Origin of the sequence: Bradyrhizobium sp. HKCCYLS3013, assembly GCF_051167615.1 — a bacterium.
Taxonomy (GTDB): Bacteria; Pseudomonadota; Alphaproteobacteria; order Rhizobiales; family Xanthobacteraceae; genus Bradyrhizobium.
Genome location: NZ_JBNPTK010000007.1, coordinates 90,419 through 115,443, shown reverse-complemented (window position 1 = coordinate 115,443; position 25,025 = coordinate 90,419). Strand labels below are relative to the sequence as shown.

General features: G+C 67.2%; 21 protein-coding genes and 1 tRNA gene. 12 read left to right on the top strand and 10 right to left on the bottom strand.

The genetic code is table 11. The features are described 5' to 3' along the window. Window positions 1-22: 22 nt before the first annotated feature. The gene (locus ACQR1F_RS15160; protein ID WP_434913377.1) at window positions 23-2,083 is read left to right on the top strand and encodes an ATP-dependent helicase; all 2,061 of its coding nucleotides are present in this window, start codon (window positions 23-25) and stop codon (window positions 2,081-2,083) included. A gap of 488 nt (window positions 2,084-2,571) precedes the next feature. Here ACQR1F_RS15160 and ACQR1F_RS15155 read toward each other — a convergent pair whose 3' ends face one another. Both ACQR1F_RS15155 and ACQR1F_RS15150 read right to left on the bottom strand, forming a co-directional pair. After that, entirely contained in the window at window positions 2,572-3,534 is a 963-nt protein-coding gene (locus ACQR1F_RS15155) for a fatty acid desaturase family protein (protein WP_434913376.1), read from the bottom strand. Window positions 3,535-3,548: 14 nt separating this feature from the next. Continuing rightward, window positions 3,549-4,580, bottom strand: a complete 1,032-nt coding sequence (locus ACQR1F_RS15150; RefSeq protein WP_434913375.1) for an alpha/beta fold hydrolase — start codon at window positions 4,578-4,580, stop codon at window positions 3,549-3,551. Between the two features lie 878 nt (window positions 4,581-5,458). Between ACQR1F_RS15150 and ACQR1F_RS15145 the strand changes: the two genes are divergently transcribed. Together ACQR1F_RS15145 and ACQR1F_RS15140 are read left to right on the top strand one after the other, a co-directional pair. Next, on the top strand, window positions 5,459-6,496 hold the full coding sequence (locus ACQR1F_RS15145) for an LLM class flavin-dependent oxidoreductase (protein WP_434913374.1): 1,038 nt from the start codon (window positions 5,459-5,461) through the stop codon (window positions 6,494-6,496). 234 nt (window positions 6,497-6,730) lie between these two features. Next, complete coding sequence (locus ACQR1F_RS15140; RefSeq protein WP_316216811.1) at window positions 6,731-7,114, top strand: hypothetical protein; 384 nt, start codon at window positions 6,731-6,733, stop codon at window positions 7,112-7,114. A gap of 10 nt (window positions 7,115-7,124) precedes the next feature. Here the strand turns inward: ACQR1F_RS15140 and ACQR1F_RS15135 are convergent, their stop codons facing one another. The 3 genes from ACQR1F_RS15135 to ACQR1F_RS15125 form a co-directional block, all read right to left on the bottom strand. Next, window positions 7,125-9,260: a tetratricopeptide repeat protein gene (locus ACQR1F_RS15135; protein WP_434913373.1), complete on the bottom strand. Its 2,136-nt coding sequence runs from the start codon at window positions 9,258-9,260 to the stop codon at window positions 7,125-7,127. Between the two features lie 82 nt (window positions 9,261-9,342). Then, a complete protein-coding gene (locus tag ACQR1F_RS15130) occupies window positions 9,343-10,035 on the bottom strand; it encodes a flavin reductase family protein (RefSeq protein WP_434913372.1) in 693 nt (230 codons plus the stop codon). A 187-nt stretch (window positions 10,036-10,222) separates the two neighbouring features. Then, window positions 10,223-10,299 (bottom strand) — tRNA-Arg (locus ACQR1F_RS15125). A 390-nt stretch (window positions 10,300-10,689) separates the two neighbouring features. Between ACQR1F_RS15125 and ACQR1F_RS15120 the strand changes: the two genes are divergently transcribed. The 3 genes from ACQR1F_RS15120 to ACQR1F_RS15110 are packed head-to-tail and all read left to right on the top strand — an operon-like array spanning window position 10,690 to window position 13,193. Further along, window positions 10,690-11,613: a spermidine synthase gene (locus ACQR1F_RS15120; RefSeq protein ID WP_316216814.1), complete on the top strand. Its 924-nt coding sequence runs from the start codon at window positions 10,690-10,692 to the stop codon at window positions 11,611-11,613. Next, window positions 11,610-12,227: a fused MFS/spermidine synthase gene (locus ACQR1F_RS15115; RefSeq protein ID WP_315800559.1), complete on the top strand. Its 618-nt coding sequence runs from the start codon at window positions 11,610-11,612 to the stop codon at window positions 12,225-12,227. Before ACQR1F_RS15120 ends, ACQR1F_RS15115 begins: the two co-directional genes overlap by 4 nt. Before the next feature lie 21 nt (window positions 12,228-12,248). Then, window positions 12,249-13,193 (top strand): M28 family peptidase, encoded by a 945-nt coding sequence (locus ACQR1F_RS15110; protein WP_434913371.1) that lies wholly within the window; start codon window positions 12,249-12,251, stop codon window positions 13,191-13,193. Window positions 13,194-13,202: 9 nt separating this feature from the next. Here ACQR1F_RS15110 and ACQR1F_RS15105 read toward each other — a convergent pair whose 3' ends face one another. After that, window positions 13,203-15,329, bottom strand: a complete 2,127-nt coding sequence (locus tag ACQR1F_RS15105) for an FAD-dependent oxidoreductase (RefSeq protein ID WP_434913370.1) — start codon at window positions 15,327-15,329, stop codon at window positions 13,203-13,205. A 353-nt stretch (window positions 15,330-15,682) separates the two neighbouring features. On the opposite strand from ACQR1F_RS15105, the gene ACQR1F_RS15100 reads away from it, so the two are divergent. The 3 genes from ACQR1F_RS15100 to ACQR1F_RS15090 all read left to right on the top strand — a co-directional run bounded on the left by ACQR1F_RS15100 (window position 15,683) and on the right by ACQR1F_RS15090 (window position 17,391). Then, window positions 15,683-16,399: a hypothetical protein gene (locus ACQR1F_RS15100; RefSeq protein WP_316182931.1), complete on the top strand. Its 717-nt coding sequence runs from the start codon at window positions 15,683-15,685 to the stop codon at window positions 16,397-16,399. Between the two features lie 101 nt (window positions 16,400-16,500). Next, window positions 16,501-17,097 carry a YidB family protein gene (locus tag ACQR1F_RS15095; RefSeq protein WP_315800563.1) on the top strand — a complete coding sequence of 199 codons (597 nt, stop codon included), beginning with the start codon at window positions 16,501-16,503 and terminating at the stop codon, window positions 17,095-17,097. A 27-nt stretch (window positions 17,098-17,124) separates the two neighbouring features. Continuing rightward, window positions 17,125-17,391 carry a GlsB/YeaQ/YmgE family stress response membrane protein gene (locus ACQR1F_RS15090; RefSeq protein WP_315800564.1) on the top strand — a complete coding sequence of 89 codons (267 nt, stop codon included), beginning with the start codon at window positions 17,125-17,127 and terminating at the stop codon, window positions 17,389-17,391. A gap of 131 nt (window positions 17,392-17,522) precedes the next feature. On the opposite strand, the gene ACQR1F_RS15085 is transcribed toward ACQR1F_RS15090, so the two are convergent. After that, window positions 17,523-18,302 carry an SDR family NAD(P)-dependent oxidoreductase gene (locus ACQR1F_RS15085; protein ID WP_315800565.1) on the bottom strand — a complete coding sequence of 260 codons (780 nt, stop codon included), beginning with the start codon at window positions 18,300-18,302 and terminating at the stop codon, window positions 17,523-17,525. A gap of 246 nt (window positions 18,303-18,548) precedes the next feature. Here ACQR1F_RS15085 and ACQR1F_RS15080 point away from each other — a divergent pair, with 246 nt between their 5' ends. From ACQR1F_RS15080 to ACQR1F_RS15070, 3 genes are all read left to right on the top strand, one after another. Next, window positions 18,549-19,613, top strand: a complete 1,065-nt coding sequence (locus ACQR1F_RS15080) for an acyl-CoA dehydrogenase family protein (RefSeq protein ID WP_434913369.1) — start codon at window positions 18,549-18,551, stop codon at window positions 19,611-19,613. A 19-nt stretch (window positions 19,614-19,632) separates the two neighbouring features. Then, window positions 19,633-20,790: an acyl-CoA dehydrogenase family protein gene (locus tag ACQR1F_RS15075; protein ID WP_316216819.1), complete on the top strand. Its 1,158-nt coding sequence runs from the start codon at window positions 19,633-19,635 to the stop codon at window positions 20,788-20,790. Between the two features lie 233 nt (window positions 20,791-21,023). Then, window positions 21,024-21,830, top strand: coding sequence for an enoyl-CoA hydratase/isomerase family protein (locus tag ACQR1F_RS15070; protein WP_316216820.1), 807 nt, complete (start codon window positions 21,024-21,026; stop codon window positions 21,828-21,830). 57 nt (window positions 21,831-21,887) lie between these two features. Here the strand turns inward: ACQR1F_RS15070 and ACQR1F_RS15065 are convergent, their stop codons facing one another. The 3 genes from ACQR1F_RS15065 to ACQR1F_RS15055 form a co-directional block, all read right to left on the bottom strand. Next, window positions 21,888-22,658 (bottom strand): hypothetical protein, encoded by a 771-nt coding sequence (locus tag ACQR1F_RS15065; RefSeq protein ID WP_434913368.1) that lies wholly within the window; start codon window positions 22,656-22,658, stop codon window positions 21,888-21,890. A gap of 68 nt (window positions 22,659-22,726) precedes the next feature. Continuing rightward, window positions 22,727-23,521, bottom strand: coding sequence for an enoyl-CoA hydratase (locus tag ACQR1F_RS15060; RefSeq protein WP_315800570.1), 795 nt, complete (start codon window positions 23,519-23,521; stop codon window positions 22,727-22,729). Between the two features lie 145 nt (window positions 23,522-23,666). Further along, window positions 23,667-24,851 (bottom strand): ABC transporter substrate-binding protein, encoded by a 1,185-nt coding sequence (locus ACQR1F_RS15055; protein ID WP_316182943.1) that lies wholly within the window; start codon window positions 24,849-24,851, stop codon window positions 23,667-23,669. Window positions 24,852-25,025: the final 174 nt, after the last annotated feature.

Here is a 25,025-nt window from a genome sequence, read left to right as displayed (position 1 = left end):
CTTGCAGGCTGAGGGACGATTCGTGCAGGCCACGGCTGCGACATATCTCGACGATCTCAATCCGGAGCAGCGCCGCGCCGTCGAGCATGGCGGTGCCTGCGCCGCGCCGGGCCCGCCGCTGCTGATCATTGCCGGCGCGGGCTCGGGCAAGACCAACACGCTCGCGCATCGCGTCGCGCATCTGCTCGTCAATGGCGCCGATCCGCGCCGCATCCTGCTGATGACGTTCTCGCGCCGGGCGGCGAGCGAAATGAGCCGCAGGGTCGAGCGCATCGCCCGCAAGGTGCTGGGCGGCCAGGCCGAGGCCGTTACCGCGGGCCTGACCTGGGCCGGCACGTTTCATGGCCTCGGCGCGCGGATGCTGCGCGACTACGCCGAGCGCGTCGGCCTCGACCCTGTGTTCACGATCCATGATCGCGAGGATTCCGCCGACCTGATGAATTTGGTGCGGCATGAGCGCGGCCTGTCCAACACGCAGCGGCGCTTCCCGACCAAAGGCACTTGCCTTGCGATCTACTCGCGTTGCGTCAACGCCGACATGCCGCTGGAGGAAGCGCTGGTGCGGCACTTTCCGTGGTGCGCGGAATGGGCCGGCGAGCTGAAGGGCCTGTTCGCCGCTTACGTCGAGGCCAAGCAGGCCAATGCCGTGCTCGACTACGACGATCTGCTGCTGTACTGGGCGCAGATGATGGCGGACGACACGATCGCGCGGGAGATCGGCGATCGATTCGATCACGTGCTGGTCGACGAATATCAGGACACGAACCGGCTGCAGTCGCAGATCCTGCTCGGCTTGAAGCCGACTGGGGCGGGCCTCACCGTGGTCGGCGACGATGCGCAGTCGATCTACGCCTTCCGCGCCGCCACGGTGCGCAACATCCTGGACTTTCCCGATCAGTTCAGCCCGCGCGCCGACATCGTCACGCTCGACCGCAACTACCGCTCGACCCAGCCGATCCTCACGGCGGCCAATGGCGTGATCGGGCTGGCGCGCGAGCGCTTCACCAAGAATCTGTGGACCGACCGCACGAGCTCGCGCAAGCCGCAGCTCGTGACCGTCGGCGACGAGACCGACCAGGCGCGCTACATCGTCGAGCAGGTGCTGGCGAAGCGCGAGGAAGGCATCGTGCTGAAACAGCAGGCCGTGCTGTTCCGCACGTCGTCGCACAGCGGTCCCCTGGAGTTCGAGCTCACGCGCCGCAACATCCCGTTCGTGAAGTTCGGCGGGCTGAAGTTCCTCGATGCCGCTCACGTGAAAGACGTGCTGGCCTGCCTGCGCTTCGTTGCCAATCCACGCGACCGCATCGCCGGCTTCCGCGTGCTGCATCTGATCCCGGGCATCGGGCCGGCTTCGGCGCAGCGCCTGCTCGATGCCATCAGCGACAGCGCCGATCCGATCGCGCGGCTGTGCGAGCAGGCCGCCCCGGCGCGCGCCGGCGAGGACTGGACCGCGTTCGTGCGCACGCTGGGGCAGTTGCGCGTCTCGCAATGGCCCGGAGATATCGAGCGCGTCAGGCACTGGTATCAGCCGCATCTCGAGCGCGTCCACGACGACGCCGAGGTCCGCACCGCCGATTTGCTGCAGCTCGAGCAGATCGCGAGCGGCTATCCCTCGCGCGAGCGCTTCCTCACCGAGCTGACGCTCGACCCGCCCGACGCCACCTCCGATCAGGCCGGCGTGCCCCTGCTCGACGAGGACTATCTGATCCTCTCCACCATCCATTCCGCCAAGGGGATGGAGTGGAATTCCGTACACGTCCTCAACGTCGTCGACGGCTGCATGCCATCCGATCTCGGCGCCGGCTCCAGCGCCGAATTGGAGGAGGAACGCCGGCTGCTCTATGTCGCGATGACCCGCGCCAAGGACGATCTGCATCTCCTGGTGCCGCAGCGCTTCTTCGTCCACGGCCAGCCGGTGCGCGGCGATCGTCATGTCTATGCCTCCCGCACGCGGTTCATTCCCGAAGCGCTGGTGCCGCTGTTCGAGCGGACCAGCTGGCCGCGGGCGCAGAGGGGCGCGGCGGTGGCGAGCCAGGGGCCGCGCATCGATCTTGGCGCGCGAATGCGCGAGCGGTGGCGGTGAGCTGACGGCACAGCGATGACATCAGCGCGGCGCCAATGACTGAGCCTCCCCCATAAGGCGGGTGCCGGGAAGTAGCGCACCGGTCGAGTGCAATGGTTTGCCGAAATCTTTAGCGACGTGGTCGGTCTGCGCCTCCCCCGCTTGCGGGGGAGGTCGCATCGCATCGTCAGATGCGATGCGGGCGGGGGATGCTCTGGAAAGACTGCCGCTGTGGCGCCCCCACCCAGCCCTCCCCCGCAAGCGCAGGGCTATCGCATATGGCCACTCTGAGTGTGTCGCGAAACCGTCTCCACATCGTCATGCCCGGGCTCCGTCCCGGGCATCCACGTCGTTCTCAGCATGCCGGACGACGTGGATGGCCGGGACAAGCCCGGCCATGACGACGCGGAGGGAGATGGGCGCAAAACATCGATCGCCATATGCGATAGCCCTGCCCGCAAGCGGGAGAGGGAGCGCACCGGCCGAGCGGCGATAACTCGGACCCGAACTCATGATGGATGAGACTTCGTTTCCTTCCACTGAGCGCGAAACCATGCCCGGGTGTGCCGCGTCACGGCGAGGTAGCCCTGCCCGCGATGCTTGATCTCGCCGTCGACGATCGCATGCAGCTTCGGCAGCGCGTGGAACGGCACTGCCGGATAGGCGTGGTGCTCGACGTGATAGGGCATGTTCCAGGCGAGCCAATGCACGACCTGCGTGGTGAAGGTGGTGCGGGTGTTCTGGAAGGCACTCTTGGCATGATCGCAGCCGGTGTGCTCGGCGTAGAGATAAGGCCGCAGGACCAGCTGTCCCAGCAGCAGCGGCAGCACCCAGATCCAAAGCAATAGCGCGCTGTGCAGCGCGAACGAGCCGATCAAGAGCAGCGCGTAGCCTGCGGCGTAGGCGCGCGCCTCGCGCACGATGGTGGCGCGGCGGCCGGCGGGGACCCAGGGCACCGTCACCTCACCGGTCACCGCATGCTTCAGCAGCAGCCTGAGACGGCCGGCCACCTGGACCAGGCCGGAATAGGCGATCGCAAGCTGGGTCTCCGAGCGCGGCTTGGGGCCGACGATCAGCTCCGGATCGCGGAGGGGATCCTGGGTGTGGCGGTGATGCTCCCAGTGGAACAGGCAGTAATATTCATAGGGCAGTCCGATCAGGAAGCCGGAGAGATTGCCGATCGCGAGGTTGAGCCTGCGGCTGTCGAACGCGGTCTTGTGCGCAGTCTCGTGCACCGCCATGAACAGGAACGCGATCAGCACGCCCTGCACCGGCAGCAAGGGCAGCGCCCACAGCGCACCATGCGTCGATGCGATCACTCCGATCAGCGCACCCACCCCGATGATCGCACCGTAATGGCTGAGCGTGCGGAGCGCGCCCTGCAGGTTGGAGCGCGTGCAGAGCTGCTGCAACACCGGCGGTGTCAGCAGCTTCGGGCGGGGCGCGAATTCGTCGGTGGGCACGTCGGTCATGTCGAACTCGGGTGTCAGCTCTGGAGAAGCGCGGAAACGTTGGCCTTGATGAAGTCGTGATCGGCCGGGATGCGGACGGGATTGCCGGCCCGGTGGCCGTGGATCGAGGGGATCGGCCGCAGCACGGCGGAACGGGCGTTGACCAGTTTCGGCAGCTCGCGTTCGTTGTCGCGCCAGTCGAAATAGCGGTCGGTCTGCCCCGGCATCAGCAGTATGTGCGCGCTGATCGCCGCCAGCGCCCGATCGAGATCGCCGCCGAACGCCGCGCAATTGCTGATGTCGCCACCCTGCCAGATCGCGATCTGCGCCAGCAGGTTGTCGGCATCGCGATGCGCGAACGCTAAGTCCCAGGTCGCGGCGAGATAGTCCTCCTGCGAGCCAAAACCCTGCTCGCGCCAGGCCTCGTCGCGGTAGAACTCATAGGACATCGCCCAGCCGGCATAGATGCGGCCCATGGCGCGCAGGCCGGCGACAGGCTTCTCGACGAAGCGGCCGTTGCGGAACGCGGGATCGGCCGTCAGCGCCGCCTTCACGGCGTCCAGGAACAGATGGTTATACGGCGAGCAGCGCGCGCTGCCGCACACCACCGCCGCACGCTCCACCATGTCCGGATGGCGCGCGGCCCAGTGATAGGCCTGCATGCCGCCCATCGACCAGCCATACACCAGCGCAATCCGGCTGATCCCGAACTGCTCCTCCACGAGCCGGCGCTGCACCGCGACCGCGTCGTGATAGTTGATCGACGGGAACGGCGCGTCGCCGAACAGTTCGCGCGTATTCGAGGGCGACGACGACAGGCCATTGCCGAACAGGTTCGGAATGATGATGAAGTAGCTGCTCGGATCGAGCGCGCCGCCGGGCGCGACCAGCCACTCGGTGTCGACGTGCTGGGCGCCGAACGAGGTCGGATAGAGGATGACGTTGTCCTTGGCCGCGTTCAGCGTGCCATAGGTCTTGTAGGCGAGCCGCAGTGACGGGAACGTCACGCCCGATTGCAGCACGATGTCGCCTGCCTCGAAGATCTGATAGTCGCTGCCGGTCGCCATGTGCGTCATCCCGTTTTGATCGATGATCGGAGCCTAGGTGATGCGCGGCCGCGCCACACGCCCATTTTTTGGCATGGCATGACCGCACAAGAGGCGCGGCCGGCCATCGCGTCGGCCGAGGTCACGCGGTCGCGCTCTCGCGGCCGCGCAAGCCCGAGCTTTGTCCGGATCGTTTGCCCTCCGAAACGTGAGGGCGCAGGGAAGACCGGGAGCTCGCCGCCCCCATGGCCCGCCTGCGAAAAAAATGCAGGCGGCAGGAACCACAGGTTCGGCTGGAACATCCCGGCCTTCCCTGCGCGATGGTCTTAACAGCTGCTTCGCGATCTCCCTGGGGACCGGCTGTCTTGCCCCCATCGTCGGCGCGGTGCGCTGCCGCACCGCCATCCGGCTTGACCTCAGCACCGGGAGGCCAGGACCACGCGACTTGACTGTCCGTAACGGATCGTTCGTCGGCGCGAAACCGCGCTGCGACCCGCTGCGGCCACCGCATCCCCGCCTCGCGTCTCGTGACGACCGCGCGTACGCCCCTCATCGATGAGGCAGGATAGATGCAATAGAGCACACTTTCTGGAAAAACGAAAGAGAATTTTTTGCCGCCTTGACATTCACGCGGACGGTGACCGAGCCGCCTTCTCCCCCTCCCTCCACCGTCATGGCCGGGCTTGTCCCGGCCATCCACGTCGTTCGCCGGATGTCGATGGGCGTGGATGCCCGGGGCATGACGTGCCTCAAGCCAACAGGCGAGCTCTCCACAGGGGATTCTGTCGTTGCCGCACCATCGAAACCCTGTGTTTCGCTCCAGCCGCTTGCAATCCTGCTCCGCCCCTTCCAGCTGACGGCGTGACGCCGTATGACGGCCCGACGCAATGGAATGAGATATGACCACACGGATCGAATTCGGCCTGGACACGTTCGGCGACGTCACCCGCGGCGCTGATGGCGACATGGCCTCGCATGCCCAGGTGATCCGCGACGTGGTCGAGGAAGCGGTGCTGGCCGACCAGCTCGGGCTCGATTTCATCGGGCTCGGCGAGCACCATCGCGGCGATTTCGCGATCTCGGCGCCCGAAGTGGCGCTGGCCGCGATCGCGGCGCGGACCTCGCGCATCAAGCTCGGCTCGGCGGTGACGGTGCTGAGCTCGGACGATCCGATCCGCGTGTTCCAGCGATTTTCGACGCTGGACGCCGTCTCGAACGGCCGCGCCGAGGTGATCCTCGGCCGCGGCTCCTTCACCGAGTCCTTCCCGCTGTTCGGCTTCGATCTCAAGGACTACGAGGCGCTGTTCGAGGAGAAGCTCGATCTGTTCGTCAGCCTGCTGCCGCAGCAGCCGCTGACCTGGCAGGGCAATCTGCGCCCGCCGCTGCGCGAGCAGCTGGTCTACCCGCCGGTCGAGCACGGCCGGCTGAAGGCCTGGATCGGCGTCGGCGGCAGCCCGGAGTCCGTGGTGCGCGCGGTGCATTACGAGCTGCCGCTAATGCTCGCGATCATCGGCGGCGATCCGAAACGCTTCGCTGCCTATGTCGAGCTGTACCATCGCGCGATCAAACAGTTCGGCCGCGAGACGAAGCCGATCGGCGTGCATTCGCCCGGCTATGTTGCCGACACCGACGAAGTGGCACGCGAGGAGCTGTGGCCGGACTACAAGACCATGCGCGACCGCATCGGCCGCGAGCGCGGCTGGCCGCCGATGGGCCGCGACGAATTCGTGCAGGAGGCCGACCACGGCTCGCTCTATGTCGGCTCGCCGGAGACCGTGGCGCGGAAGATCGCCGCGACGATCAAGGCCCTCGGCCTGTCGCGCTTTCAACTGAAGTATTCGGCCGGCCCGCTGCCGCATGCGAAGCTGATGCGCAGCATCGAGCTGTATGGCCGGGTGGTGGTGCCGCGGGTGCGGGAGTTGCTGGCGGAGCAGTAGGCCGCCTCCGCGGTTCTTGACCATGTCCGCAACCGCGCCTGGCTCCTGCATCACGGGACCTGGATCAAAGGCGGGCGGCTCGTTCAGGACAATCCAAGCGAGCCGATTAAGAGAGCCTTCGTGACACGCAGCATAAGCTCGACGTCGCGCACGCCTGCTCCGATCAAGGGGGCGCAATCCGATCGGCTGCCCGGAGGCAGACGACGATCTCGCGGGCCTGGGAACGAACTGATGTTGCTGAAGATCATCGCGGTGGTTTACGGACTCTGGTTCGTCCAGGCCGCCCTGGACTCCGGCTTCTACGATACGCCGGCTCACATGGTGAGCTCGACGCTCGCGCTCGGCGGGTTGCTCGCGCTGTTCGATCATGCCTTCAGGATGGGCTTGCTCTCCGCCAACATCTGGCGGGTGGTTGCGCTTGTCTACGTCGCCGACGGCCTGGTCCACGTGGTACCGAGCGCCAAGGCTCTGATCGAGGCGCAACGTTTCGAGGTGCTGGCAGGCGCTGCGGCGATCAGCTTCGTTTTCCAACTCCCGATGCTGTTCAGCTTGTGGCGATTGTCGTTTCCGTCCACGCGCTCGGATCAGACCGGTCTCGCACGCATGGCCACGCGATAGGCGTCGGGCCTCATAAGCCTTCGACGTCCGCTCTCGGCCTCATACCCGGCCCGGGCGACAGCAGCCCGCGCTCACCTGCTACCAGCCGCGCAAGCTCCCCGGCCGTCCGCGCCAGCACACCATCCCAGGCCATCGGCTTGTCCTGGCGGAACAGCCGCATGGTCGGATACCACGGGCTGTCGGCGCGGGCGCGCAGCCAGCGCCAGTCGAGCGCGTAAGGCAACAGCACCCAGACCGGGCGGCCGAGCGCGCCGGCGAGATGCGCCACCGACGTGTCGACGGAGATGACGAGATCGAGCGCGGCGACGGCAGCTGCGGTCTCGGCGAAGTCGCTGAGCAGCGGCCCGAGATCGATGACGTCGGTGCCAAGCTCGGCGAGCCCTAGCGCATCGCCCGGCCGCGGCTCCTTCTGCAAGGAATAGAGCTGCACGCCCGGCATCACCAGCCGCGGCAGCACCGCCTGCGCGGTGAGCGAGCGCTGGCGGTCGCCCTTGTGCCTGGGATTGCCGGCCCAGACGACGCCGACTTTCAACGACGGCGCGCGCCCGAGCACGTTGCGCCACGCGGCCATCTTGATCGGATCGGCCGCGAGATACGGCACCTCGGCCGGGATCGTCTCCAAGGTCGTGCCGAAGATCCGCGGCAGATCCATCAGCGGCAGTTGCAGGTCGAACGGCGGCAGCTTCTCGCCGCGCCCGACCACCGTGACGCCGTCGAGGCTGCGCAGCAACGGCGCGATCGCCGGCTGCACCTGCAGCACGATGTTGCCGCCCATCGCCTTGGCGCGATCGACATAGCGCACGAACTGCAGCGCATCGCCGATGCCATATTCGGCGAACAGCAGCAGGGTGCGTCCGTCGAGCGGCGCGCCCTGCCATTCCGGCGCGTCGAAGCGCGGCATGCCCGCGGAGAGGTCCGGACAGTCGCGGCCCCAGCGATGCTCGGCAAAACCGTTCACGAGGTCGCCGCACATCAGCAGGAAATGCGCGTGATTGTAGCGGGCGAGCGCATTGTCGGGCGCCAGCGCGATCGCACGATGCGAGGCGGCCAGCGCCGCGTCGATGTCGCCGGCGTTGCGCAGCGCCACCGCGAGGTTGGCGTGGCCCTTGGCGTAACCGGGATCGGAGGCCACGGCGCGGCGATGCGCCGCGACGGCCTCGATGGTCTCGCCGCGCATCTCATGGATGATGCCCAGATTGGTATGCGCCGGGGCGTGATCGGGCAGCAAGGCCAGCGCGTGCTCGCAGGCGGCCATCGCCGCATCGAGCTGGCCGGTCCCGCACAGGCAGGCCGCGAGATTGCTGAGCACGACCACATCGGTGGGATCGAGCACGGCGGCGCGCCGATAGGCCTCGACGGCCTCGGCCGGGCGGTCGGCCTCATGCAGCGCGTGCCCGAGCAGCCGTGCAGCGTTGACATCGCCGGGCGCGAGATCGCAGGCCCGACGATAATGGAGCGCGGCCTCGGCAAAGGCGCGCTGCTTGTAGAGCACATCGCCAAGGCTGAGATGCAGGCCGGCATCGGCCGGATGGACGGCGAGCGCATGCTGATAGGCCGGCACCGCCGCCGCATGATTTGCCTGGTCGGCGAGCACATGCGCCAGCGCCCGCCACGCCTCGGGGTAGGCCGGGTCGCGTTCGAGCAGCGCACGGTAGACGGCTTCGGCCTCCGCGAGGCGGCCCTGACGCGTCAGGGCCAGCGCGAGATTCCAGCGCGCATGCGCGAGCGCAGGATCGAGCGTCAGCGCGTGGCGATAGGCGGCCTCGGCCTCGGCGAAGCGCGACAGCTCCAGCAGCGCGCTGCCGAGCCTGCTGTGAATTGCCGCATCAAGCGGCCGCAACGCCGCTGCGCGTGCGAACGCATCGGCGGCACCGTTGCGCTCGCCTTTCACCGCCAACGCATCGCCGAGCGTGACATAGGCTGGCGCATGGTGGGGATCGCGGGCGAAGATGCGCCCGAGCAGCTCCGCGCCCTCGGCCATGCGGCCGTCGGCAAAGGCGAGGATCGCGGACAGATGCAGCGCCGGCAGATGATCCGGCACCGCCTGGAGGATGTCGCCGCACAGTGCCTTGGCCGGTCCGGCGCGCTCCGCATTGTAATGATCGGCCGCCTCGATCAGCAGCCGGTCGACAGCCACAGCCCCCATGATGTCCTTGACCTCTCGCACCCGGATGCAAGCTTGAACGGGCGGCCGGGTGATTCCAGGCGAGACTCGAGGCCGAGCCGGCTCAGCCGGCCGCCGCCTCCATCCGCGTCGGCACCTTGCGCGCGCGCTCGACATCGGGCGTGCGATAGGCCGCCTCTGGGATGGTGCCCAGCCGCGAATCGTGAAGGCGCGGGCCGAGGCCATAGAACTGCTGGAAGCTCATGATCAGCGGCCGCCATTTGTCGGGATCGATGCGGTCGCGCGCGCCGTCCACCAGGAGGGCGCCGTCGACATGAACGCGCTGGACGCGGACCTCGAAGCACAGGATGTGCCCCTTCAGCAGCGCGTCGTCATCGGCGACGCCATGCACCGCTTCGACGCGCGCTTCGAGCTGAACCGGACATTCGGCGACACGCGGCGCGGCCACCGTTTCGGACCTGACCGCGGTGAGGCCGGCCGCGGCGAACTTGTCCGGCTCATGGCGGTAGCCCTTGCGCTGCTTCATTGCCGGCACCGGGTCCGATCCCGTGGTCAGCGCCAGGCGATCGACCGCGGCGACGAGATCGACCGACGCCAGGTTCAGCACGCACTCGCCGGTGCGGCGCATGTTCTGCGGCGTCTTCGATCCCGCCGCGAGGCCCAGCATGCAGCGCCAGCCGAGCCAGAATGCCGACGACATCGGCGCGAGATTGAAGCCGCCGTCCTCGTTGACCGTGCTGATGAGGACGACCGGCGTCCCGAAATAAAGAATGCCCGGCTCGATGGTCGTATGCATGGAAAACTCTCCAGGGTGATGCGTCTCGGCGGCGACTGCGCGCCGCGTGGACGGGGCTCAGGCCGCCGTCTCACCCGGAGAAGGTCCTCGATGGCAGCGACGCGCTCCACCCGATTCCCGGTCGGGCCTGATCAAGCACGCAATGGGTTTGATCTGGAGAGGTCTGCGCGCGCAAGGCTGCGGCAGATGGCGATCCCGGCATGACTCGAACATGCGACCTACGGTTTAGGAAACCGCCGCTCTATCCAGCTGAGCTACGGGACCGGAGCCTGCACCGAAGTGCACCTGCTTCGCTGCCTCCATAGCAGACCCGGCCACCGACCGGAAGCCTCTCCGGTCAATGCCTGGACCGGACAGCCGGCCGTGGCACAACGACGCTCGGGTCCTGCGATGGGAAGACGGTGGGAACGCGGCCGCGCGATCCCGGTTGAGGCGGCGCCGACCGATCACACCCCCGTTTGGGAGGGGCGGTTTGACTATCCGGACGGCAGCCGATGGTCTAAGAGAACGGCGCCGATCCGGAACCCGGCCTCGGGATTGCCGTATTGGTCGTGCCTGAGCGCATCTCGTGGCCGGGCCAGCCGGCCGGCGCCGCGAGATCCGACTTGATTCAAGCGCGCCTGCCCATTTCAGCCGAGGGAAACAGACAAGTCGATGCTCATCCGGTCGGTCATTTCAGGCGCGCTCGCAAGCTTCCTCTCCATCGCCGCCGCAAGCGCGCAGGACACCCGCAATCTGCTGGAGTCCAAGGAGTCGCTCTACAACAACATCTATGTCTATGAGCAGGCGCCCTACCGCAGCATGACGTTCGGTCACAACCGCCGCATCTATACCGAGAGCGTCTACAACACCCGCGACGAGCTCGACCTGCCGGTCGACTATACCCGCTTCATGACCGCGAGCGTGATGTACGCCAAGAATGTCAGCTCCATTCTCGAGATCGGCTTCGGCGGCGGCCGCACCGCGTGGTACCTGCACCGCTTCCTGCCCAAGGTGCAGGTGACGTCGGTCGAGCTCGATCCGACGGTGCTGGAGCTCGCCAAGAAATATTTCGGCATCAAGGAGGAGCCGAACTTCCACGTCGCCAACCGCGACGGCCGGCTGTTCGTGCAGGAATCCAAGGACCGCTACGACATCATCCTGATCGACGCCTATCGCGGGCCGTTCGTGCCGTTTCATCTCCTGACCAAGGAATTCTACCAGCTCGTCAAGGACCATCTCGCCGAGGGCGGCGTGGTGGCGCAGAACGTCGAGCCGTCGACGATGCTGTTCGACGCCGCGGTGAAGACCATTCACAGCGTGTTCCCGCAGGTCGACTTCTACGAGGCCGGCGGCAACATCGTCATGGTCGCCTATCCCGGCGACGAGCGGAAGGCGGAAGATCTCGCCGGCATCGCGCAGGAGCGCGACAAGGAATTCGGCTTCCGCTACAAGCTCGCCGACATGCTGGCGCAGCGCAAGCGCATCGACATCGACAACGGCCAGGTGATCGACGCCAAGGCCAAGGTGCTGACCGACGACTTCGCGCCGGTGGAGGCGCTGAAGAGCATCGAGCGCCACAACAAGAAGCTGCCATGAGCGAGCACGTGTCCCGCGCCGGCATGCTGGCGATCTATGTCTGCTCGTTCCTGGTCGGCTGCGTGCTGATGGGCTTCGAGATGCTCGGCAGCCGCTACCTCAACCCGTATTTCGGCAGCGGCATCGGCGCCTGGGCGAGCCTGATCTCGACCGTGCTGTGCGCGCTCGCGATCGGCTATTTCGCCGGCAGCGCCATCGTCGACCGGCAACCGTCGACGCGCACCATCGGCACCATGATCCTCATCGCCGCCGCCTACATGGCGCTGGTGCCGGCGACCGCCGATACCGTGATGGCCGACATCCTCGACAGCATCGGCGACGGACCGATGGCGACGCTGATGGCCTCGACCGCGCTGCTGCTGGTGCCGCTGACCCTGCTCGGCACCTTCTCGCCGATCGCCGTCAGCCTGCTGACGCGCTCGGCCGGCGAGGCCGGCCGTGTCGCCGGCCTGGTCTACGGCGTCTCGACCATCGGCAACGTCGTCGGCACGCTGGTCACGACGTTCGCACTGATTCCGACCATCGGCTCGCGCGCCATCACCTATTATTTCGCCGTGGTGCTGGCTGGCTGCGCCGGCATCCTGTTCATTCCCTTCGGCAAGAAGCCGTCCTGACATCGTTGAAGAGCTTTTCGGATGACCGAGTTCTGGCCCCGCCTCGCCGCCACCGCGACAACGGCCGCGTTGCTGCTGACGTCGCCGGCCGCCCACGCCGCGGACGCAAAGATCGAATTGTGGGACGGCCAGCGCGCGATGTCCGTGATCGCCGATCTCTTGCGCTTCACGCCGCGCTCGATGGGCGAGCCGGGACACCAGAAGACCATCGACTACATCAAGGATGCGATGGCCAGAAGCGCGGCGGATGCGGTGCTCACGCAGAGCTTCACCGCCAAGGGCGATGACGGCAAGGCGATCCCGCTCACCAACATCATCGCCCGCTTCCAGGTGCAGAACCCGCGGCGCATCATCGTCGCGACCCATTACGACAGCATCATCAAGGCTTACCGCGATCCGAAGTCATCGGATGCGCCGATGCCCGGCGCCAACAACTCCGCCTCGGCGGTGGCGCTGCTGCTCGAGACCGCACGCGTGCTGTCGCTGTCGCCGCGGCCCGACGTCGGCATCGACATGATCTTCTTCGACGGTGAGGAGGGACCGAAATCGCTCGGCGCCGGCGATCCGACCTGGCGTCCCCTCGGCTCGCCGCATTTCGCGGCCAACCTGAAGACCTATTATCCGACGCACAAGCCGGAGAAGGCGGTCGATTTCGACATGGTCTGCGACAAGGATCTCAAGCTGCAGCCGGAGCCGTCGTCGCTGGCCTCGGCGCTGCCGGAGGTCAAGAAGTTCTGGAGCATCGGCAGCCGGATCGCGCCGCAGGCGTTCTCGCCGGAGCCCACGACGTACCCGATCAGCGACGACCACACGGCGCTGCAGCAGGCCGGCATTCCGAGCTTCCTGGTCATCGACTTCGACTACGAGCCCTATTTCAACACCACGCAGGATACGATCGAGCAGTGCTCGGCGCAGAGCCTGGAGACCGTCGGCCGCACCCTGCTGCGCTACCTCTACACGCCCTGATCGCCGCGCTCATGCCGCCTTCGGCGGCGCCGTCATTGCGTCCGATGCGACATCTGATACGCGCGCCAGCAGGCCGGGCACGAGCGCCTCGGCCGCCTCCGCGCCCGAGATCACCACGGCCTCGACGCCGGCTCCGGCATTGCCGCCGCCGGCGATGACGAGATTGCGCACCGGCGCCTTGGCGCCCTTCAGCCGTCCCGACCGGGCCACGCCATAGATCGCGCCGGCACTGGCGAGGTCGTAGCGCGCATAGGTCACGGGGCTGGCGTCGGTGCGGTAGACGATATGCTGCGACAGGCCGGGAATGATGGTCTCGGCGGCGGCGACCATGGCATCGCCGAGCTGCTGCTTGCGCGCCTCGTAGTCCGGCGAGCGCCGCCACGCCTTCCAGTCGTCGCCGCCCTCGTCGGGAAACCAGCTCTTGGCCTGTTCGTGAGGAACGAGGGTGATGATCGTCATCGTCGCATGGCCTTCCGGCGCCGCCGACGGATCGAGCTTGGACATCACGGCGAGACCGATCCCCATCGGCGTGTCGAGATGCGTGGCGGGCGCGACGTCCGGCACCATGTCGAGGCCGAGATGCACCGAGAAGCACGACGTCGCCGGTACGAGGGCACGGGCGCGCTCGCGAAAGCCGGCCGGCAGATCGTCGGCCTTCAGAAGCTCGGTGAAGGTGCGGCCGAGATCGGCATTCGAGACCACCGCCTGCGCGCGGACCGTGCGGCCATTGCCGAGCACGACGCCGGCGGCGCGGCCCTGCTCGACCAGGATGCGGGTGACCCTGGATTTCAGATGCACCTCGCCTCCCCGGGCGGTGACCGCCTCTGCGAGCACGTCCGCGAGGTGGCCGGAGCCGTCGACCGGATAGAAGCCGCCCTTGAAATAGTAGCCGAAGATCGGAACCATCTGCGCGCAGCTCAGCGTCTCGCTGCCGTCGCCGAGATAGCCCGACAGCGCATTGAGAGTGGCGATCAGCTCGGGATCGGAGACGTGGGCGGCGACGAGCTCGTCGAACGGGCGGTTCATCCACCTGTACGCCTGCGGATGCTTGCGCGGGAAGGCCAGCATCTCCTCCAATGTGGCGGGCATGCCGGGAATGCCGCTGCGGCCCTGCCCCGTCGCATACATGCTCTCGAAGATGGCATGGATGGTGTCGAACAGCCGGGTCAGCCCGTCCGCGCTGGCTGGAAACATCTCGCAAAGCAGTCGGACATAGGCGCGCCAGTCGTCTGGCACCTCGATGCGCCGGCCGGCGAGACGGTAGGAGTGGGTGACCCGCCGCCATTGGATACGGTCAGCGACGCCGAGCCGGCGCAGCACGCCGTCGACCGGCCCGCCGGGCCAGACGCCGGAGAAATCGTGCGGCCCGGCATCGAATCGATACAGCACCGGCTTGTTGTCGTGGTGCGCCTTGCGAAGATAAGTGTGGCAGAAGCCGCCGGGCACGACGTGGTGGTCGAACACCTTCACCTTCAGCCCGGACTCCGCGAGCAGGGCCGCGGCCGTCAGCCCGCCGATCCCAGCGCCGATCACCGCGACATCGCAATCGGTCTCGGCCGCGGAGGCGAAGCCCGGCGCCGGCCAATGGCACTCCTCGCGCGCGGCCCGCATGCGCAGCAAGGCCTGGCGAATTGCGAAGCGGGGGCCGAAGATCGAGATCAGCGCGCCGCCGACGACGATCGCCGTCGTGATCCAGGAGGCGACGCTGGCCCAGCGGCACAGGCCGAGCACCAGGAACAGCACGCCCCAGAGCCCGGTCATCAGCATGTTGATCAAATGGAATTGGGGCGTCGAGGCGCTGTCGGCATAGGCCGACCGGGAATAATCCGCGGTCCAGGGGCGGCCGACGGCGAGCGAAGCGAAGCTGATGAGGCCGAGCCCAGCGAAGGACAGCCACAGGGCATTGCCGGCCGTCCAATTCGGCGCGACGTCGTTGGCGATCGCCAGCACGACGAAAAGGGCGAGGCTTCCGAGTTCCAGCAGCGCGAGCTCGCTCCGGGAGGCGCGCCAGACATTGGCGGCCAGCGCCAGGGCCAGCGCGGACCACACCGCCCATGCCGGCTGATGCCAGGCCAGCAGGGTCCAGAACACGACGAACGGCAGCAGCGCCAGCTTGACCGTGAGGAACACCTTCATCGCAGCCTCCTCCGCGCCGGGCGGCGCAATCTATCTTTCCAGTGTCAAGATATTCATAGGAGCGCTTGTGCGGTCCAGTCAACACCAATCTTTCCATCGTCAAGATTAGTTTCGTCAACTACGGCGGGATGAAAATGGTGGAAAAAAGCTGCGTATCGTTCCGGCGCCACAGCAAGGTGCGATTCACGAACGGCGCCGCCGTCATTGCCGACCCGACTGTGGCAACGAGATCACGGAACCACGGCAGATAAAGAAGAAAGTCGCAAATTACGCAGCATTGGAGTCACACATCGCCGCAAATTGGCGACAATCTCCCGTCATCTGAGGCGGGGAGCCGCTGAGGATTGCCGTTCGTGTACCGACCCCACTTGCCAATTCTGGTCTTTGCAGCGATCACCTGCCTGCCTGCGGTGCAACCTCAACGCGCGCATGCGGAATGGTGGAGCCGCGCCCCGACGGATTTCGAGGAGTGCGCCGACGCCGCCGAGAAGTCCGCCTCCAAGGAGGAGAAGACCGCGGCGCTGGCGCAATGCAACGCCAAATTTGCCGGGAGACGGAAGCCGGGCGGCGGCTATGTCTACTACGACTTCATGCAGGACCGCAGCTTCGACATCGCCGGGCCCAATCCCACGGCCGAAGAGCAGAAGTTCATCGACCAGCAGTATACGCAATACCTCGAGCGCCAGCGCCACGCCAATATGAGCTCGGCAATGATGTCGCGGCCGCAGACGCAGGACCTCCAGCCCTCGCTCCGGGACATGACGGCGCGGGCCGCGATCGAGCCGCCGAAGCCGGCCATGCCGGCGCCGCCGCCGCAACGGCCGAGCAAGCCGCCGGCCGCGACCGCGCAGGGCGGCTTGCCACCGCCGGCGTCGAACGTGGAGGCACGCGCCCGCATCAAGGCAGCGCAATGCGCCAAGGATGGCTGGCGGCGCGATTCGTTCTCGTGCAACTTTCCGGTCCTGTCGGAGAAGCTCGACGAGCTGAAGCGGATGTTCACCGGCCCGAGCCAGACCGCTGCCGCACCGCCCGGAGCCAAGGCGCCGAAACGGGCCGAAGCCCGGAACTGAGCCGCGCGCGACACGTTCCCCTGTGCGACCCTTCTGACCGCGGCTTGTAACGCTCCGTGCAAGCCAATAGCTTTGTCGGCGTGGGGCGCAGGAGGCAGGTCATGGGTCTACTCGATATCCTCAACGGCATGCAGAACGGCCCGAATGGGCCAAGTCATCCGGCCACGCAGAAGAGCGGCGGCATGTCGCCAATGACGATGGCGATCCTCGCTTTGCTGGCGTGGAAAGCGGTGAAGCATTTCTCGCAGAATGGGCAGCAGCCGAATGCGGCGCCCGCGCCGGTCCCGCCGTCTCAGCCGACCGGGAATCAAGGCGGCCCGCTCGGCGGTGCGCTTGGTGGCGGATTGAGCGGCGGCCTCGGCAACATCATCGCTGGCGGACTCGGCGGCCTGCTCGCCGGCGGCGCCGCCGGCAGCGTCTTGTCCGGCGGGCTCGGCGATCTGCTGCGCCAGTTGCAGGACAAGGGCCATGGCGACACCGCGAACTCCTGGGTCTCCCCCGGCGAGAACAAGCCGATCTCGCCCGGCGACCTCGCCAATGCGCTCGGCGCCGACCAGATCGATCAGCTCACCGCGCAGAGCGGGCTGTCGCGCGACGAGCTGTTGAACGGGCTGAGCCAGTACCTGCCGAAGGTGGTCGATCAGCTCACGCCGGACGGGCGGCTGCCGACCGAGCACGAGTTGGCGAGCCGGATCTGAGCGCGACCTTCAGGCAAGGATCATGTCATGCTCTATATTTTGATCGTCGGGCTTGTCGCCGGCTTCCTCGCCCGGCTTCTGTCGCCGGGACCGAACAACCCCTCCGGCTTCATCCTGACCGCCGTGCTCGGCATCGTCGGCGCATTCCTCGCCACCGCGGTGGGACAGGCGATCGGGCACTATGGTCCGAACCAGGGCGCCGGCTTCATCACCGCGACGATCGGCGCCGTGGTGGTGCTGTTCATCTGGAACAGGCTGGTCGCCAGCGGCACGATCCGCGATTTCAATCGCTAGCGCGCTCGCTCCAAGCGCTCTCACTCCAAGTCATTGCCAGCCAGGCGGCGACGCAATCCAGCACCAACAAGGTCTGGACTGCGCCGTCGCGTCGGCTGTTCACCACGACGGCGTCGCCCCAAGAAACGGCGTCACCCCAACAGATGCATCCCCGCATCCATGCGCACGACCTCGCCGGTCATGTGGCCTGACGCCGGGCTCGCCAGGAACGCCACGAGCTGCGCGATATCCTCGGCGGACGAAGCCGCGCGCAGCGGCACCCGCGCCACCACCGCATCGCGCACCTGCTTGGCGCCGGCCTCGCCGCGGCCCTTGGTGAACCACGGCGTATCGATGTAGCCGGGGCAGACGGTGTTGATGCGGATCGCTGGCGCCAGGGCGCGCGCCAGCGACAGCGTCATCGTGTTCAGCGCGCCCTTGCTGGCGGCATAGGCAACCGACGAGCCGACGCCGCTGATGCCGGCCACCGACGAGACGTTGACGACCGCGGACGCACGCGCCGTCGCCTTGGCCGCTGCTTCCAGCAGCGGCCGTGCGGCGCGCACCATCTGGAAGGGGCCGATGGTGTTGACCGCGAAGATGCGCTGGAAATCCTCCGCCGAAAGGCCGTCGAGCTGATCGTGCGGGACGTGCTTGGTGGTGCCGGCATTGTTGACGAGGGCATCCAGCCGGCCCCAGGCCGCGGCGGCGGCGACGATCTTGCGGCAATCCTCGTCGCGCGACACGTCGCCTTGAATGACGACGACCTCGACTCCTTCCTTGCGGCAGAGATCAGCGGTCTGCTCGGCTTCACTCTTGCTGTTCGAATAGTTCACGACGATGCGCATGCCGGCCTTCGCCAGCAGCAACGCGGTCGCGGCTCCGAGGCCGGACGCCGACCCCGTCACGACCGCGCACAGACCTTCAGCCATTCCGCACCTCCCTGTTTGCCTTTGCCTGTTACCTTGCTTCTTCTTAGCCAACATCGCTGCATCTGCAAAATCGGCAAAATCTCCGCAGCGCGGAAATCGCTCGCCTCCATGCGGCGAGCGGACGGGGCCCTGCAGCGCGCTACGCTTGTCAGGGCCATCGCTTGCGCCCATCATGCCGGCAAGACATCGCCGGCGCGCGCAGGACATGGCGCGCCGAGACCGACGATAACGAGGGCGAGGAGCGCTGTGGCGGAAGCTGAGAACATCGTCGTTGCGACCGCGGAGAAGATCTTCGCCGATCTCGCCGACCCGCAGACGATCAACCACGACAAGGACGGCCGCTGGACGGCGCCGCTGTGGCAGGCGCTGAGCGAGGCCGGCCTGACGCTCGCCTGGGTGGGCGAGGAGTTCGGCGGCGCCGGCACTGACCTCGCCGACGGCTTCGAGATCATCAATGCCGCCGGCCGTTTTGCGATTGCGGTGCCGCTGGCCGAGACGCTGCTCGCAGGCTGGCTGCTGCAACAAGGCGGCATTGCCTCGCCCGACGGCGCCATGACGATCGCGCCGGCTCATCCGAGAGACCGGATCACGCTCGACACCGACGGCACCTTGTCCGGCCGTGCCCGCGGCGTGCCGTTCGCCAGAGCCGCGAAGCATGTTGCCGTGCTCGCCCAGGGCGGAGACGGCGTGTCGATCGCGCTGGTCGAGACCGCGCGGCTGCGCATCGACGCGGGCCTCAACCTCGCCAACGATCCCAGCGACACGCTGACGTTCGACAAGATCACGCCGGTGGCATGCCGGCCGGCGCCGGCCGGCTTCGACGCCACGACATTGATGCTGATGGGCGGCGTTGCCCGCGGACTGCAGATCGCCGGCGCGCTGGATCGGCTGCTCGCGATCAGCGTCAACTATGCGGGTGAGCGCGTCGCCTTCGAGAAGCCGATCGGCAAATTCCAGGCGGTGCAGCACAATCTCGCACGGCTGGCCGGTGAGAGCGCCGCCGCGAGCGCGGCCGCGACATCGGCCGCGGATGCGATCGCGCGGGCCGCCGCATTCGACGACGCGGTGTTTCTCGAAGCCGCCGCGGCCAAGATCCGCTGCGCCGAGGCCGCCGAGAAGGGCGCGGCGATCGCGCATCAGGTGCACGGCGCCATCGGCTTCACCACCGAGCACATCCTGCATCGCTTCTCCTTGCGCGCGCTGGGCTGGCGCGACGATTTCGGCTCCGAGAGCTATTGGGCCGTCGAGCTCGGTAAGCGCGTCGCCGCACACGGCGCCGATGAGCTGTGGCCGCTGGTCGCCTCGCGCTGACGACGAAGAGGATTGCCGCATGACCGCACTTCGTTTCGATCCGATCCGCCTGCCGAGGGAATGCGAGGAGCTGCGCAAGGAGGTGCGCGCCTTCCTCGCTGATGAGATCGCGGCCGGCACCTTCAACCCGTACCAGCCCAAGCGAGAGGATGCCGACGCACGTGAGTTTGCGGCCCGCGTCGGCGCGCGCGGCTGGATCGGCATGACCTGGCCGAAGCAATATGGCGGCCACGAGCGCTCGTTCCTGGAGCGCTACGTCGTGACCGAGGAGATGCGGGTTGCCAACGCGCCTGTCAGGCGCTTCTTCGTCGCCGACCGGCAGAGCGGGCCGATCCTGCTGCGCTACGCGCCCGAGCATATCAAGATGGACATCCTGCCGCGCATCTGCCGCGGCGAGCTGTGCTTCGCGATCGGCATGAGCGAGCCGAACTCGGGCTCCGACCTGTTCGCCGCCAAGACGCGCGCGACCAGGACGGACGGCGGCTGGCTGATCAACGGCTCGAAGATCTGGACCACGTCGGCGCACATGGCCGACTACATGATCGCGATCTTCCGCACGTCGCCGGCCACCAAGGAGAACCGTCGTCATGGCCTGACGCAGTTCCTGGTAAACATGAAATCACCGGGAATCAAGGTGAACCCGATTGGGCAGATCACCGGGCAGAAGGAGTTCAACGAGGTCGTCTTCACCGACGCCTTCGTGCCGGACGATCATCAGCTCGGCGAGATCGACGGCGCCTGGAAGCAGGCCACCTCCGAGCTCGCCTATGAGCGCTCGGGGCCCGAGCGTTTCCTCGAAACCTACTATGTGCTGACCGAGCTGGTGCGCGCGGTCGGTCCCAACCCCGACACGCGCAGCGCGGAGGGCATCGGTCGCCTGGTGGCGCAGCTGCACACGATGCGGCGGATGTCGGTGTCGGTCGCCGGCATGCTGCAGGCCGGCAAGGAGCCGGTGGTCGAGGCCTCGATCGTCAAGGACGTCGGTACGGTCTGGGAGCAGCAGCTGCCGCACCGCGTCCGCGACCTCGCCGCGTTCGTCGAGGACAACGCAGGAAATCGCGAGACCTTGGAGAGCCAGCTGACCTTCGCGATGCAGACCGCGCCGAAGCTGACCATCCAGGGCGGCACCACCGAAGTGCTACGCGGCATCATCGCGCGCGGGCTGGGGTTGAGGTGATTGTAGGAGCCAATTCGGCTTGCTCGGTGCACCCTCTCCCCTTGTGGGAGAGGGTGCCGGAGATGCGAAGCATCGGAGGCGGGTGAGGGGTCTCCATCCGCACGGCCAACTGCCGAGAGAACCCCTCACCCGGCTCGCCGTCGCTTTCGCGTCGGCGATCCACCCTCTCCCACAAGGGGAGAGGGTGCACCGGCCGTACCGCTGCATTAGGTAACTAATCAGGAGACCCCACCATGACCCACTTCCCTGACATCGGCGTCGAGATCCACGGCCATGTCGGCCTGATCGAGATTCGCCGGCCGCCGCTCAACTTCTTCGACATTTCACTGATCAACCAGATCGCCGATGCGCTGGAAGGCTTCGACCGCGACATCGAGATCCGCGCCTCGGTGCTGGCGGCGCAAGGCAAGGCGTTCTGCGCCGGCGCCAACTTCACCGATCCGGCGCGCCAGGCGCAGGAAGCGGCCGGCGCCAAAGGCGATCCGGCCGACAGCCTCGGGGCGATCAACCATCTCTACATGCAGGCGGTGCGGATCTTCCGCTGCAAGAAGCCGGTGGTCGCCGCGGTGCACGGCGCCGCCATCGGCGGCGGGCTCGGCCTCGCCGTCTCGGCCGACTTCCGCGTCACCTGTCCGGAGGCGCGGTTCTCGGCCAATTTCACCAAGCTCGGCTTCCATCCCGGCTTCGGGCTGACGGTGACGCTGCCGGAGCTGGTCGGCAAGAACAACGCGGAGCTGATGTTCTACACCAGCCGCCGCGTCACCGGCGAGGAGGCGCTCAGAATCGGCCTCGCCAATGAATGCGTGCCGCAGGACCAGGTGCGAACGGCCGCGATGAAGCTCGCCGCCGAGATCGCCGAATGCTCGCCGCTCGGCCTGCTGTCGACCCGCGCGACGATGCGCGCCAATCTCGCCGACCGTGTGATGGCGGCAACCGAGCACGAGCTCGCCGAACAGACCCGGCTGCGCGCGACCGAGGATTTCAAGGAAGGCGTCAAGGCCACCGAGGAGCGGCGCTTCGCGAACTTCAAGGGGCGGTGACGAACCGCGAGCTTCGAACGTCGGCATGGCCGGGCTCGTCCCGGCCATGCCGATCGACTAGTTGGCGACCGCCCCCTGCAACGCGAAGGCAACGCCGCCAATTGTGAAACAGCCGCCTGAAACTGCATAGCCACGGGCGCGCGCAGCGTCGGCCACACGCGCAGCATCGGCGACGCGGAACGTCAGGCCGCTCATGAGCTCGCGCTCGCCGGGTTCGACACGAATACCGGCGTTCGGCAATTTCAACTGCTGAACACCATCTCGGGCAGACGGCACCACATCGAGAATGCGCCCCCAATGCCCGGCGAGCGCGGCCGGCTCGGGGCTCTGCAGCACCACCTCGGTCATCGCCGTCGTCACGTCGCTGCGAATCGCGCGCGTCCAATCCGGCCCAGCGGGCGGATAGGCGCCGAGCACATCGTCGCTGGCCGCGGTGTGATTGAGCTCGATGAAGGCGGCGCGGCAGTCGCGGGGATGTAGTTGCACGCCGTGATAGGGCGGATGATCGATCACGTTGGCGGTGCGCACGCCCATCGCATTGGCTCGGGACGCGCGGCCATCGGGATCATCGCAGGCGAAGATCGCCATGTAGCCGCCGCGGCCGCCGGTCTTGTCGAGGAAGCGTCCGGCCGCGGTGTCCTCGCGGGTCGGCGCGATCACCTCGAGCAGGATCGGCCCGACCGGCAGCAGCGCGTTCTCCAGCCCGTATTTGCCGACATGCGGGTCGCGATAGCAGATCTCCAGGCCCATGATCGCAGCGATGTCCGAGACGACCGGCTCGAGGCTGCGTGCGACGAGACAGATCTGGCGCAGGTGGAGGTAAGGCATGCGGTCCTCCTCGAGGCTTTACCTGTTCACACAGGCCAGCGGCTTCAGCAGCGTCATTGCGAGCGACGCTACCGCCCCTGGAACAGCGGCGCGCGCTTCTCGACGAAGGCTTTCGCCGCCTCTCTGTGGTCCTCGGTGTCGCTGCAGCGCGAGTGATGCATCGCCTCGGCGTCGAAGCAGGCCTCGAGCGTCATCGTCTCGGCATTGTTGATGTTGCGCTTGATGTAGCCGAGCGTCACGCTCGGCCCCTGCGCCAGCGACATCGCCAGCGCGCGCGTCGCGGCTTCGACCTCGGCGTCGGGCACGACCTTGGTGACCATGCCCAGGGCGAGCGCCTCCTGCGCCGTCAGGACCGGCGAGGTCAGATACAGCTCCCGCGCCTTGGCGCTGCCGAGCAGTTGCGTGAGGAAGTAGGTGCCGCCGAAATCGCCCGACAGCCCGACCTTGGCGAAGGCCGTCGTGATCTTGGCCGACTCGCCGGCCACCCGCAGATCGCAGGCCAGCGCGATCGACAGGCCGGCGCCGGCGGCCGCGCCGTCGATCTGCGCCACCACCGGCTTCTGCATCTGGTGCAGCAGCCGCGACACCTCCATGCGCTCGCGCAGGGTCGTCACCTTGGTCTCGAACGAGGGCGCGGTCTTGGCTTCGGCCATCGCCTTGACGTCGCCGCCGACGCAGAACGTGCCGCCGGCGCCCTTGAGCAGCACGGCGCGTACCTCCGGATCATTGGCGGCGCGATGCGCCGCCTCGACCAGGCCCTTGGTCATGTCGCTGTTCAGCGCGTTGCGCCGCTCCGGCCGGTTCATCGTGATCGTGAGCAGGCCGGCCTCGACGTGCTGCAGGACGGTGGTGTTGGTGGTCATGGTAGCCGCTCCGCTGTTGCTCGTGATGGTCTCGTCATTCCGGGGCGACGCGCGAGCGTCGAACCCGGAATCCAGAGCTGATTGTCTCACATCGAGATTCCGGGTTCGCGCTCACGCGCGCCCCGGAATGACGGCCGTTCGGCCGTTACTTCTTCACCAGCGGGCAGCGCGACGCCTCGAGCGGCTGGAATGCCTCGTTGCCCGACACGGTCGCGAGCAGCTTGTAGTCGTCGGACTTGGCCTTCGACTCCGACGGCTTCTTGACCTCGAACAGGTACATGTCGTGCACCATGCGGCCGTCCTCGCGGATGCGGCCTCCCTTGGCGAACATGTCGTTGATCGGCGTCGCCTTCATCAGCTTCATCACGGCGTCCGCGTCGGTCGTACCCGCAGCCTTCACCGCCTTCAGATAGTGCGTCACCGAGGAGTAGACGCCGGCCTGGGCCGAGGTCGGCACGCGCTTGGTACGCTCCATGAAGCGCTTGGTGAAGGCGCGGGTGTCGTCGTTGAGATCCCAGTAGAACGCTTCCGCGACCAGCAGCCCCTGCGCCGTCTCCAGTCCGACGCTGTCGATGTCGGAGACGAAGGCGAGCAGCGGCGACAGCTTCTGTCCGCCCTTGGTGAGGCCGAATTCGGCCGCCTGCTTGATCGCGTTGATGGTGTCGCCTCCGGCATTGGCGAGCCCGATCACCTTGGCCTTGGAGGCCTGCGCCTGCAGCAGGAAGGAGGAGAAGTCGGAGGTGTTGAGCGGATGACGCACGCTGCCGAGCACCTTGCCGCCCGACTTCACCACCACGGCGGTGGTGTCCTTTTCCAGATCCTGGCCGAACGCGTAGTCGGCGGTCAGGAAGAACCAGCTGTCGAGGCCGGACTTCACCGCCGCCAGGCCGGTGACGTTGGCCTGCGCGAAGGTGTCGAACACGTAGTGCACGGTGTAGGGGCCGCACGCCTCGTTGGAGAGCCTGACAGAGCCGGGACCGTTGAAGATGATGATCTTGTTGCGCGCCTTGGCGATCTCGCCTGCGGCCAGCGCGGTGGCGGAAGCCGCGACATCCCAGATCATCTCGACGCCCTGGTTGTCGAGCATGTCGCGGGCGATGTTGGCGGCGAGATCGGCCTTGTTGAGATGGTCGGCCGCGATCACCTCGATCTTGCGGCCGAGCACCTCGCCGCCGAAATCCTCCACCGCCATCTTCGCCGCGGCCTCGCTGCCCGGACCGGTGATGTCGGCGTAGAGGCTCGACATGTCGAGAATGCCGCCGATCTTCAGCGGCGGCTTGCTCTGCGCATGCGCCACGCCTGCGGACAACGTCAGCGCCGACGCCAGCATGAACAACGACGCCGCCGCGCCGCGGATGGTTCTGCTCATCGATATCCTCCCTGCCGGGCACGTCGCTACATGGCGACGGCCTCTTTGATAGTTCGCATCATGGCGCACGCATGCGCATGCGGCAAGCGCTCAGCACGCTCGGCAAAGCGTCGCCGGTCGCCGCTTTCCGCTCAG